The sequence below is a fragment of the Salipaludibacillus daqingensis genome (genome assembly GCF_029891575.1).
Taxonomy (GTDB): domain Bacteria; phylum Bacillota; class Bacilli; order Bacillales; family Salisediminibacteriaceae; genus Salipaludibacillus; species Salipaludibacillus daqingensis.
Genome location: NZ_JARZHF010000006.1, coordinates 188177 through 200989, shown reverse-complemented (window position 1 = coordinate 200989; position 12813 = coordinate 188177). Strand labels below are relative to the sequence as shown.

At 41.7% G+C, this 12813-nt stretch carries 10 protein-coding genes; 7 read left to right on the top strand and 3 right to left on the bottom strand.

What is annotated here, in order from left to right:
- The 7 genes from QDN89_RS13290 (at nucleotide 1) to QDN89_RS13260 (ending at nucleotide 7946) form a co-directional block, all read left to right on the top strand.
- A complete protein-coding gene (locus QDN89_RS13290; RefSeq protein ID WP_280770634.1) occupies nucleotides 1–1005 on the top strand; it encodes an ABC transporter ATP-binding protein in 1005 nt (334 codons plus the stop codon).
- The gene (locus tag QDN89_RS13285; RefSeq protein WP_280770633.1) at nucleotides 1002–2075 is read left to right on the top strand and encodes an ABC transporter ATP-binding protein; all 1074 of its coding nucleotides are present in this window, start codon (nucleotides 1002–1004) and stop codon (nucleotides 2073–2075) included. Before QDN89_RS13290 ends, QDN89_RS13285 begins: the two co-directional genes overlap by 4 nt.
- Entirely contained in the window at nucleotides 2072–3292 is a 1221-nt protein-coding gene (locus QDN89_RS13280; RefSeq protein ID WP_280770632.1) for a dipeptidase, read from the top strand. The genes QDN89_RS13285 and QDN89_RS13280 overlap by 4 nt, the downstream gene beginning before the upstream one ends.
- Before the next feature lie 16 nt (nucleotides 3293–3308).
- A complete protein-coding gene (locus QDN89_RS13275; RefSeq protein ID WP_280770631.1) occupies nucleotides 3309–5006 on the top strand; it encodes an ABC transporter substrate-binding protein in 1698 nt (565 codons plus the stop codon).
- Between the two features lie 162 nt (nucleotides 5007–5168).
- On the top strand, nucleotides 5169–6122 hold the full coding sequence (locus QDN89_RS13270) for an ABC transporter permease (protein WP_280770630.1): 954 nt from the start codon (nucleotides 5169–5171) through the stop codon (nucleotides 6120–6122).
- Between the two features lie 15 nt (nucleotides 6123–6137).
- Nucleotides 6138–7034 carry an ABC transporter permease gene (locus tag QDN89_RS13265; protein WP_280770629.1) on the top strand — a complete coding sequence of 299 codons (897 nt, stop codon included), beginning with the start codon at nucleotides 6138–6140 and terminating at the stop codon, nucleotides 7032–7034.
- Between the two features lie 72 nt (nucleotides 7035–7106).
- Nucleotides 7107–7946, top strand: a complete 840-nt coding sequence (locus QDN89_RS13260; protein ID WP_280770628.1) for an alpha/beta fold hydrolase — start codon at nucleotides 7107–7109, stop codon at nucleotides 7944–7946.
- 554 nt (nucleotides 7947–8500) lie between these two features.
- On the opposite strand, the gene QDN89_RS13255 is transcribed toward QDN89_RS13260, so the two are convergent.
- The 3 genes from QDN89_RS13255 to QDN89_RS13245 all read right to left on the bottom strand — a co-directional run bounded on the left by QDN89_RS13255 (nucleotide 8501) and on the right by QDN89_RS13245 (nucleotide 12526).
- Nucleotides 8501–10498 carry a TolB-like translocation protein gene (locus QDN89_RS13255; RefSeq protein WP_280770627.1) on the bottom strand — a complete coding sequence of 666 codons (1998 nt, stop codon included), beginning with the start codon at nucleotides 10496–10498 and terminating at the stop codon, nucleotides 8501–8503.
- Between the two features lie 640 nt (nucleotides 10499–11138).
- The gene (locus tag QDN89_RS13250) at nucleotides 11139–11648 is read right to left on the bottom strand and encodes a sigma-70 family RNA polymerase sigma factor (RefSeq protein ID WP_280770626.1); all 510 of its coding nucleotides are present in this window, start codon (nucleotides 11646–11648) and stop codon (nucleotides 11139–11141) included.
- A gap of 503 nt (nucleotides 11649–12151) precedes the next feature.
- A complete protein-coding gene (locus tag QDN89_RS13245; protein ID WP_280770625.1) occupies nucleotides 12152–12526 on the bottom strand; it encodes a hypothetical protein in 375 nt (124 codons plus the stop codon).
- Between the last annotated feature and the right edge of the window lie 287 nt (nucleotides 12527–12813).

The following is a 12813-nucleotide window of genomic DNA, read 5'->3' as shown; positions in this document are numbered from 1 at the left end:
ATGGAACCATTACTAAAAGTTGAAAATCTTGTAACCGGCTACCGGACGGAGCAAGGGCTCGTCAAAGCTGTGGATAATATTTCATTCGAAGTAAACAAAGGAGAAACGGTCTGCATTGTCGGAGAATCTGGTAGTGGAAAGAGCGTAACATCTCTCAGTATCATGCGTCTTGTTGACTTTGAAAACGGCGAAATTATCGACGGAAGTATTCATTTTCAAGACAAAGATCTCGCATCCTTATCTAATGAAGATATGCGTTCCATTCGCGGATCAAAAATATCGATGATTTTCCAAGAACCAATGACTGCATTGAATCCTGTGTTTACGATCGGCAAACAAATCATGGAAACTTTCTATTTTCATCGTTCCTATTCAGGTAAAAAAGCGAAACAACGTGCGATTGAGTTACTCGAGTTGGTTGGTATTAATCAGCCGGAAGAAAGACTCAAACAATACCCTCATGAGCTATCCGGTGGCATGCGTCAACGCGTCATGATCGCAATCGCACTAGGCTGTGAACCTGATTTACTCATTGCAGATGAACCGACAACGGCTCTCGATGTGACGATTGAAGCACAGATTTTAGAGCTACTAAAAACAATTAAACAAGAAATGGAGATGTCGATTCTTTTGATCACCCACGATATTGGCGTCGCAGCAGAAGTCTCCGATCGCATTATCGTCATGTATGCGGGCAAAATTGTTGAGGTAGCTCCTACCATAGAGCTTTTCTCGCAGACGCTCCATCCTTATACAAAAGGGTTGTTAGAATCTGTACCGAAAATGTCTGGTGAACGAGGCGTCGAACTTCCTTCCATTGAAGGTACGCTTCCTGGAATTCATTCCATGCCCATTGGTTGTCGATTCGCGCCAAGATGTCATTATAAAACCGAAAAATGTGTACAAGTCGAGCCTCCACTAGAAAATCACTATGGTCACCTTGCCGCTTGTTGGCACGCGGAAGAAGTGCGAAACGGAACACTGGAGAAGGGAGAAACAACATGAATGTCGTCCATGGAACCGACCACACCCAGACTCCTCCATCTTCAGAAGAAGTTCTGATCCAAGTAGAGCATTTGCAGAAATACTTTCCGTTAAAAAAGAAGAAAATCTTCGGTCCTCCTGAGGTCGTGAAAGCTGTGGATGACATTTCTTTTAAGATTTATAAAGGAGAAACACTTGGTCTTGTTGGAGAATCAGGCTGCGGTAAATCTACTTTAGGTAGAAATTTATTGAGGTTGCAAGAACCTACTGGCGGAAAAGTATTTTTGCGAGATGTTAATTTCACAGATCTCTCCAAAAAAGAACTTCGCTCCTATCGAAAGCATGTACAAATGATTTATCAAGACCCCTTTGGCTCCCTCAATCCTCGCTTTACGGTGGGACAAGTCATTGGAGAAATGTTAACCATTCACAAGCTCGCTACTGGCGATGCCCGAACAAAAAAAATAAAGGAATTACTTGCACTCGTAGGGCTCGATCCTGATCGAATCGATAATTACCCACATGAATTTTCTGGAGGGCAACGTCAGAGAATCGGCATTGCCAGGTCCCTTGCCCTTGATCCTGAATTCATCGTAGCAGATGAACCTGTATCCGCTTTGGACGTCTCCGTGCAATCACAGATTATTAATTTATTAATTCGTTTAAAAAAGGAACTAGGACTTACGTTATTATTTATCGCACACGGGTTGAACGTCGTCAGACATATCTCCGATCGAGTCGGAGTGATGTATTTGGGAAAATTGGTTGAATTATCTGGTACAGATGATTTATTCGACCATCCTGCACATCCGTATACCGCTGTGTTGCTCTCTACGGTGCCCGATGCTGACCCAGCTGCAAGAAGAGAACGAATTGTGCTAAAAGGGGAGGTCCCTTCCCCAATAAACCCACCATCTGGATGTCGCTTTCGAACACGTTGCCCACTAGCCACTGAGAAATGCGCAGAACTGTTGCCCGAACTAGAAGAGATTCGCCCCGGTCATCACGTAGCGTGCCATTACCCTTTGGAAGAGGGAGAATCTTTGAAAGAACGCATCTCGAAAAATGACAAAGGAGCTGTAAATCTATGAAAACTCAAAAAGTCGCAAATGCCAAAAAATATGATGGCTACAAATCATTTCAGTATTTAGAAGAAGGTGTAGATTATCAACCCTATAAGCTAGCGAAAGAAATTGAGAGAGTTCCCGCTTATCACTATGAAGTAAGTGAGGAGCAAGAAGAAGAAGTAAGAAAGATACTAGATGAAGAAAACATTGCCTCCATGCACGAACACACCTTTATTTGTCCGGAAGATGTCTCACAAATTTTCGAATTCCGCCGCCAAGGCCGTGATTGGACAGGCTATGAAGGTGTGAGTGTCTCCGGTATGGACGTGATTTTCGAAAATTTCATGGATGGCACTGCGATGATTACGTCACAGGCTGGTTGGAAATGGTCTGACGTGATTCACGATTTAGGTATTCGCTTTAGCGACATCGCTCATCAGGATATGGTCATTAAAGCGGAGCGAATAAGTGACTTATACCGTGCCAAAAAAGAAGGAAAGGTAGCTTTTGTCGCTTCTTTAGAAGCATCTACCATGATTGAAAATGAATTGGATCGCCTCGATGTGTTATACGGATTCGGTGTGCGGTGTATGGGGATTGCCTACTCTGAAGCTAATCAACTTGGTGCAGGACTCCGCGAACCCAATGACGGCGGGTTAACGGTGTTTGGCAAGCAAGCGGTAGCACGAATGAACAAACTTGGAATCACCATCGATGTCTCTCATTCCGGTGATCAAACAGCATTAGATACGATCGAAACAAGTACGAAACCAATCTCGATGACTCATGTAGGAGCAAGATCTTTATGGAACACGAATCGTATGAAGCCCGATCACGTCATTAAAGCTTGTGCAGAGAAAGGCGGTGTCATCGCAGTAGAAGCCGCTCCTCATACAACAATTACCGCTAACCACCCAAAGCATAATATTGAGTCTTTCATGGAGCACTTTGAATACCTCGTAGACCTTGTAGGTATTGATCATGTTGCATTTGGCACAGATACACTTTTCGGTGACCACGTCGCTCTGCACAACGTTTTCTCCCGACAACTTTCCATAGCAAGCTCTCATAAGGGACCTAGCTTTGAAAAAGTCGACTATGTCAAAGGGTTAGAAAACCCTTCCGAAGTGTTTCCAAATATTGTCCGCTGGTTAGTAAAACATGGGTATTCCAGAGAAGATGTCCGTAAAGTAGTTGGCGGAAACATCTTCCGCATTTGTGAAGAAACTTGGGCAAAATAAAAAGGAGGAAAACACGATGAAAAAGGTTCTGTGGATAGCGTTCTCAATAACTTCTCTTCTGTTTTTGGCAGCAGGGTGTTCCTTCGACAACAATGATGACGGAGACGTTACGAACAACGCTGGAGCATCTAATAATGAAAGCTCCGAAACTAATGGGAACAACACAAATGACAGTGAGACGAATACGAACGATTCTGAGGTAGCAGCCGGTGAGCCTGGAGGCCGAGTATCCATTCCTATCGTAGCTGATCCAACGTTTAACCCTTGGCACCCAAATGCGTTTGCAGAGTCAAACGTCATTAACCGAGTTCTCTTCTCCGGTCTGACAAAGCCAGGCTTAGACCTTGTCCCAGAAGGAGATTTAGCCGAGGATTGGGAAACTTCCGATGACCAATTGGAATGGACCTTTCACCTGAGAGATGATGTTCTTTGGCACGATGGAGAACCTTTCACAGCTGAAGACGTGGCCTTCACATTTAACGAAATTACGTTAAATGACGAGCTAGGAGCAAATAACTCTTCTTACTTTAATGAAGTAAATGAAGTGGAGGCCGTCGATGATCACACGGTTATCTTCCATATGAATTCTCCCGTTGCGGCGATGCCAGCTTACTTGAGTTTTAACACGGAGATCATTCCGAAGCATATTTTTGAAGGAGAAGAAGATCCGTGGAGTGTTAACTCCTTTAACAAGGACAATCCAATTGGAACAGGACCATTCAAAATGAGTGAGTACACTTCCGGACAAAGCGTCTTGCTAGAACGCTACGACGATTACCACGGAGAAACTGCCCTGCTAGATGAAGTGGAATACCGCGTCCTCTCTGACGTAAACACGCACGTTGCACAAATCATGAGTGGCGAACTTTCCATTTTCGCTTTGGATGATTTAGCTTCTGTCGAACAATTAGAAAATACAGAAGGCATAGATGTCTTATCCCGAGAAACACCACGCTTCTTTTGGATCAGTCTAAACCAAGAAGATGAACGTTTTCAAGATACGGAAGTTCGTCAAGCGATGGTCCATGCGATTGACCGCCAAAATATAATCGATACGACGTTACAAGGATTTGGAACCATTGCCAATCATGGTATTGCCCCTGCCTTAGAGGAATATTATAACCCAGACGTTCCAGGACTTGAGTACGATCCTGATCGCGCTATTGAGCTTCTAGCTGAAGCTGGTTGGGAACAAAATGAGGATGGGATTCTTGAACGAGACGGGGAAACGTTTGAAATCGATTTTGAAATTGGTATTCAAGGTGACTTGGAGCCCATCTCTCAGCTTGTTCAACAGTATTTAATTGCGGTTGGATTTGATATAAACCTCGAAACGATGGAATGGAATACGATGATCGATAAAGTTGTGATTGATCGAGATTATGAAATGAGTCTGAACTGGTGGAGATACCCAGCAGATCCTGACTTATACGCTTACCTTCATTCCTCAAATGCAGGGACAGGCAATAATATTCCTGGTTATCAAAATGACGAAATGGACGCGTTGTTAGAAGCCGGATCGCAAGAAAGTGAAGTAGCGGATAGAGTCGAGATTTATCAAGAACTTCAGGAATTAATGGCAGTAGAACAACCGTACCTATTCTTATGGTATCCACAGGAAGCTCAGATCAGAATAGACAGCTTGCAAGGTGTCCCTGAACTCGCTTTTGGCGATGCGCTTCATTATATAAACGAGTGGTATTTACAAGAATAAGAGTCGCTTGTCTTGCACGGAAAAATTAGATTTGACTTAATTTCTTACAACATTTTCCCTGCAACACGTAGTATTTTCACGTATATTCTTAGGGCCATCTCCGCCAGATACGAGGGAATGGAGATGGCCCTTCCTAATTGATCAAAAAGGGGATGCAGTCGTATGAGCCGTTTTTTGCTGAACCGCCTCGGCCAAAGCATTGTGTTACTACTTATCGTTTCCGTAATTACCTTTTTTCTTATCAATCTAGCACCTGGCGGACCTTCCGCTGCGATGCGAATGGATGCCTCAGAAGCAGAACGACAGGCGATTATCACGCAACTCGGATTGGATGAGCCTGTAGTGGTTCGTTATGCTCAATGGCTTGGTAGTGCTGTGACTGGTGATTTCGGTGTCTCCTTTTCTACGAGCGAACCCGTCCTAGAACGGATTTTAAGTCGAATCCCTTACACCATTGAACTCACATTATTTACTATCTTGTTCGCCGTTTCTTTTGGTATCTTGTTTGGGATCATCTCTGCCGTGAAACGAGGAAGCCTCCGAGATCATGCCATCAATTTTATTAGTGTAATCGGATTATCCATCCCTGCTTTTTGGCTCGGTTTAATGCTCATTTTATTATTTTCTGTTCAGCTTGGATGGTTACCTTCTTCTGGAGTTGGGGCAGATGCAAGAGGTGAGAATTTCTCCCTCCTCGGATGGTTAAGCTACCTTTTCATGCCAGTGCTAATTTTATCTACCACTATATTACCTAACATTGTCCGTTTCACTCGCTCTTCTATGTTAGAAGTAGTCAACCAAAACTATATTCGAACTGTAAGGGCAAAAGGTGCCAAAGAGCGCTATGTCATTTACGTCCATGCGCTTAAAAATGCATTAATTCCGGTAGTTTCCATTATTGGCGTGTTAATTCCGCGTTTGCTTAGTGGGGCTGTCATTACAGAAGCCATTTTTGGTTGGCCAGGTATTGGCTCATTAATTATTCAAGCAGCGCAAGGAAGAGACTACCCATTGGTCATGGGAGTTACCATGTTTGTAACAATCGTCGTGATCGTGTGTAATTTACTTGTCGATCTCGTTTACTCAAAAATAGACCCAAGGGTAAAAAATGTCTAGCTAAATGAGGTGAAAATGATGAAGTCTGCTTCCACATTGATCGACACAGTTCCAACACCTAAACAAAAGCAGGTAAAGTCTACTGTCTTCAGTAGGTTGCGCAAAAATAATATTGCATTCGCAGCCTTCCTATTTATCATTGCGCTTCATTTGCTAGTCTTTATAGGTCCGCTTATTTGGAGAGTGAGTCCTGAGGCATTGACTACCCATGGGGCTCTTACAGGTTGGAGCTTACAGACACCTATGGGAACAGATGAAATAGGAAGGGACGTTTTGGCAAGGATCCTTCATGGCGGCAGAGTGACACTCTTAGTCGGACTCACCTCCATGCTGTTTTCCGTTTTCCTCGGAGTTGTTGTTGGAGCGTGTGCCGGATTCTTCAATAAAGTAGTCGAATCGATTTTAATGAGAATTACAGAAGCAATGATGGCGATACCAAACTTTTTCTTTGTTCTAGTTGCCTTGACCGTACTTGGCACAAGCCCTGTCATGGTTGTGATCGTCATCGCTGTATCTTCTTGGATGGAAATTGCAAGAGTAGTCTATGGCGAAACATTGAAATGGAAACAGTATGAGTTCGTGGAAGCTGCCAATGCAGCCGGAGCTTCGCCACTACGGATTTTAATACGATATGTTATCCCACAAATTTATCCCTCCATCATTGTTGCCGGAACTCTTTGTATTGCCTGGGCGATCCTAACAGAGAGTGCAATCAGTTATCTCGGACTCGGAATTCAGCCACCGACTCCTACATGGGGGAACATGCTTCAAAATGCTCAGCAGTATATATGGACAGCACCTATTCTCGGAATATTACCGGGTGTGGCGATTACGCTTATCGTATTGGCATACAATTTCCTCGGTGACGGATTGCGGGATGCTCTAGACCCGAAAGTAGTGAGGAAAAAGTAAGGTTGGCAGAACTAGGATAAGATAGTTTCCAACATTAATATTTAACAATCGGTACTAGAAAGGAGACTAACAATGTACATTACGCTAAACGATAATAAAATCTACTATGAAGTGCATGGGAACAAAAATGGAGAAACGATCTTTTTTATCCATGGAGCTCCAGGAATCAGTGATTGTCGCTCGGATATCCAATCGTTCTCTTCTTTGACAGATGAGTTCCAGCTCGTTTTCATGGACATGCGGGGCTCTGGAAGATCAGAAGGAAAGCGACCTTTCACACATGAGCAATGGACCGCGGATATCGAGGCTCTGCGAGAGCACTTAATGGGAGAAGAAAAGGTGCATATGCTCGGTGGATCGTATGGAGGCTTCCTTACCCTCGAATATGCGCTTCGTTACGGGAACCATCTGAAACGAATCGTCCTGCGAGATACTGCAGCAAATAGCGATTTTAATCAACTATCGATTGATCGCGCTCTGGAAAGTAACTTACCAGGTATTAACGAAGAAAGAATTCTTCGTTTGTTCCACGGTGAAGTCCACTCCGACGAAGAGTTAAAAGAGATGTTTTGGTCGATCATGCCACTTTACACCGTAGAGTTTGATGAGCAAAAAGCAAAAGAACGCTTAGAGTCCATCTACTTTCACTTTGAAACGCACAACGATGCATTTCGTTATAATAAGCCTAAGTACGACATTGTAAATCAGCTTCCCACTATCAAAAACGATACGCTCGTGACGGTAGGTAGACATGATTGGGTCACACCCGTCATCTGTTCAGAGACCATTCACGCGAACCTTCCTCACAGCAGGTTCGTCATCTTCGAGAATAGCGGACACTCCCCTCACGCTGAAGAAGCAGAAACATATTTGCCGATGATGAGGAAGTTTTTACAAGAGGGAATTTCCTAACAAAAGTGTGAAGGGAATTCGCTGATATCGTCTCGTCACAAAATAGTCTCTATATAGGTAGAGGAAACATCGCATGATTTAATTAGTCCCTTTCCAAGAACGTACATGTTGCACATAACCTTCGTTATTATGAATGAACCTACTTTAAAATGATCATTGCGAGAGTAGAATGCATAGTTATTCTACTCGATTTTATCTTGATCATGAGTTAATAGAATAGGTATACCTTAATCTATTTACTTAACTAGGCATCAGTTCTAAACCTCGTTAAGATTCAGAAAGACTTACATCAGACTATCAGATCGGACTTTACTTAGAAGGATATACCATCGACATTCCCCATGTAACAGTCGATAAGGTGGGAAATGAAAAAGAGCATTTATCTCAAGATGCAAGATAAGTTGCTGTATCACAATGGCGTGGAATGAAAAATCCCTCAACTAAATAGAAGTTGAGGGATTTGACTTTAACTTTAATTCTATATTAATGCAGAATAAGCAAAATTTCGGCTCTTTTTGCCGCATGAGAACCGTCCCCATGAACCACTCTAGCAGTTAATAAGTTGTTGATGTTATTTCCCAGTCTTCGTCGGCAAGGATCCAAAGTTGGTCGTACGTGCCGTTCACCTCTAACCACACATTGTATTGTTCATCTACAATGAAATCGTACACATAAATATCCAAGACTTCTTCTGTTTCGCCTAGCGCAACTGCTTCCGTATTTGCATATTCATAGAAAGGAGTACCAGCGGGAAGAACAATATACTCATAGGAAAAATAGTAACCTAAGCTATCCGCTTCTTCATACTTTAGTGCGGCTTCTTCTCTTTCTTTTCTCTCTTCTTCCTCTTGTGCTAGTCTTGCTTCCTCTTCTTCTTGTGCAATTCTTTCTTCTTCCTCAAATGCCACGATTCGCTCGTCCATTTCCTCTTCAAGAACTGCCAATTTGTTAGTTAATTCTTCTCGAGAAATCCGAGTTGCTTTCGCTGAATCGCTTTCGAAAATAAGTTCATCACTGCCATTCCATTCGACATAATCTGATCTGCTGTTATCATCAAAATAAAACGTTCCAGTTGAATGTGTATCCCCTTCCACGCTTACATCAGAAATAATTTCATATTTTTCAAAATCACCAAATTCATGAATTGTCCATTCACCATCAGTAGCTACTTCAAACAACATACCATTACTAAATTCCCAATATCCAGCGATGTCATCGATAGAAAGCAAATTGTGATACAACAAATAGTCATATAAATAAATTTGCGAGTAATCATTAACATCACCTAGTTTTTCCACAGCATCCGAGCTTCCTATTTTCAAAAATAGTTTGTCCTCATCTGTTACAAAAGCTAATACGGATTCATTTGGAGACATCGTTATATCTTTCACGTCTTTAGCAATTTCCACTAAGTTATTCTCATCATCAATCGAAGACAGCGTGTGTGCCGAGTTCAAAATATAAACCGTGTCATTCGTAATGTAAGAGGATAAAATATCATTGGACAATTCGTCGGGCGCATCGTCTCCTCTATTTTTCAAATAAAGATTGTTCAGTTCATCCGTATAAATGACCTGTTCTGAATCCGGTGACACTTGGAACGACGTCACGTCCGAAGCGATCGTCGTATTTTGATCATCGGTCAACGACTTTAACATAAACTGCTCAGAGTCATTTAAGTAGTAAACATGATTTCCAGCAGGATCCGTCGAAAATTGCTTCACATCCGATGCAATCCAATTTAACGTATGATCTTCCAGGTCCAATGAGAACAATTCCCCACGATCCGTCTCAAAATTAAAGTCAGTAAGCATTAACAACATCGTCTCATCTGCTGTTAATTGGATGTCAAACACATCACTAGCTTCAATTCTTCTATTTTCACTATCTTCAAACGTGTGTACATAAAAATCATTTTGAGTATTTTCATAGAATACATATTGGTTCTGCGCGCTAATTCGGTAGTCAATAACACTCTGAGCTATTTCAACATCGCTCTCGCCTTCTTCTTTCACAACTAATCGACCGCCGTCGTCTAAGTAGTAAAGGAAACTTCCATCAGAAGACAAATCAAAGTTATAATAACTCACATCTGTAGCAATTCTTTGACGATCTTCCACTTGCTCTCCACCAATATTTTGAATGTACAAATCAAACACATCTTCTCGCAAATAGGCTATCGTCGATCCATCCGCTGAAATTTCCACTGAAAAACCATCAACCTCTGTTGCAACAGTATTCGTCGTATTTTGATCCTTATACAAAAAGAGTTCTTTCTCTTCATCTAAATATAGGATTAATCCCGAGTTTGGTACTATCCAAAAATGGCCTTCCAACACGTTAGTAGCAACTCTTACTCGATTCTGCTCTTCGTCCAGCGTATACAGACTTCCCGTATACTCCTCATCTTTGTCATGAATAAATAAAAGTAATTCGTCCTGCACGACATCACTAGCATCTGAGGTAGCTTCAGATTCAATAACAGAACTACACCCCGAAATAATTAATATAAATAATATCAGTATCGTGATAGATTTGTATTTTCCACTCAACGTAATTCCCCCCTTATTATTTTGAAAATCATGACTGCATCCCCTACTTTGTATATTTATCATATAATCAACTATTCTTTTATTAAGTTGTATGTAGTGAATTCCTTCGCCAACCGACTATCCTTTCGATGACATCGTTACCATCACTCCTCTCTACCATTTGTCGCTTAATGTTAATTATTTCTATAGATTTTATTCCTACTCCTATTTTACTATAAAAAGTCCTAACATTCGCCAAATATTTCTCGAAAAACATAGGACTTTTCCACAATAATGACACACACTGAGAGTGATCTTGTGAACGGTACTCATACTTTCGTCTTAAAATATACCTCTTTTGCCGCATGAGAACCGTCCGAGACTGCTGAAAAAGTCAATTTACCTAAATTAGAATGCATAATAATCCAATTTGACTTATTGCAGAGGTAGTTGATGAGACTGGAGCAAGCGAGACTCCTGCGGAAAAGGAAGTCAGTCAAGACCCTACAGGACAAAGTCCGAAGCGGCTTGACGACTTCTCCGCGGAAAGCGAGTTTGCGCAGGGATCATCAAGCCTTTATGCATCTCAACTTATAATTTTAATAACGTTTCTGAAAATATAACACTTTTTCACTGGTCTCGAACCGTCCCCATGCACCACTCACAACAAATCATACGCCTCTTCTCGTAGCTTTTTTAGAGCGGTTTTTCGCCACGTTTTCACTGTTGAGACGGCAACATGATACATTTCGGCGATTTCCTGTGGTTTGTGACCATTTAAAAGACCTTGAAGAACCCATCTTTTCTCACGAGGACTTAAATTCGTTCGTGCGAGCCAGTCATAAAGAAGGAGCATGTCTTCCGCATTCGTTGTCATTGGATTCCATTCATTCATGTCCAGTGGTTCCGTCACCACATTTCTCGTTTGCCAACGGTCCTTTCTCTCTAATGATTGTTGGATTCGACCATAGACATAGCTCTTCGCATAGGCTGCAAACGCTCCACGCTCACCATCATATCTCGACCACGCCTCATACAACGCAATTCGCCCCGTTTGAATATAGTCTTCTTTATCACTGCCTAAATTCCACTTACGAATTAACCCATACACCATTGGCATATACTGTTCACAAATTTCTTCAAACTCTTGCTCCGTTTCAAATTTCTCCATGGGATTGCTCCTGCTTAGAAGCGCGCTTCCGCTTATTCCGCGGTACCCTTAGTTTAGAGCGCTTTTAACCAACAATCGAATCCCCATTTCGATCGTTTACGTACTGAAACAGCAGATTTCACCAGACTATACGGCACGTTTTCCTCTATGCAAATGTGCTATTTACTATGAATTTACAAATTGCCAATCTTTTTGACTTTCTTGCTTCTAAAAAATTGAGAAACCTCTCTTAAATCTACACAACCTCGATCTGAAAACAGCCTCTAACAAAGTTGTTAAGCATACAAGTCCGACACTATTATTCATCAGTTATTCCTTTCCTTAGCTTTCTAGTCATTTAGGATGAAAATGTCACCAAACAAAGATGCTCCGATAAAGGAAGCACAAGAATCAAAAATTGTGCTTGCTTAACCTACATAGAAAAACGACTTGAACGTGGCAACAATCACGTTCAAGTCGTTTTTATCTGGCAAAACTTCCGATTGATTCCTTTTATAACAGTGCTACGCTTCTTCTAGTCCGATTAAGATGGTTGGAAGCAGAACAAAATCGTTCGCCCCCATACTCCTGATTTTATCAGGGAGTGTCAACTGAAGGGTGAAACTTCCATCTCCCGCTTTTTCCAAAACGCTGGAATAAACAGATTCTCTTTGCCCCAATACAAGTAGTCCGATATCCTTCCATAACACTTCCACGTCTTTACAGTACGACCGATATGCCCTTAGATACTTCAACCTAAATTCCTCATCCTCTTCCCCTTTGATCAACTCGTCTACCTCGCGAATCTCTATCGGCCAATAGATCAGCTGCATCACCACATCCTCCATCCGAAACTTCACTGTCACATCATTCTCATTTCCTTCTTCTACTTTAATCATTATGTAACCCTCCCTCATTTTTCTGCTTTCATCTAGTAAGTACAGCTGAAAAAGAAAAAGGGAGGAGGTTGTGGTTGTTAAACATTCAATAGCTTAATTAAAGAAAATTGATTGACATTGCGTTCAACCTTTAGTTAGTTAGTTTGTTATAAATTTTTTCAATAACTTTATGCCAGTATCATGCTCCGCAACTTTTATAGCCATTCCTTCAACACTAGTGTGCGAAGTAGTCGCCATAATAACGATATAAATCATCAAAAAAATAGCGCAATGTTATAATTTAAGTT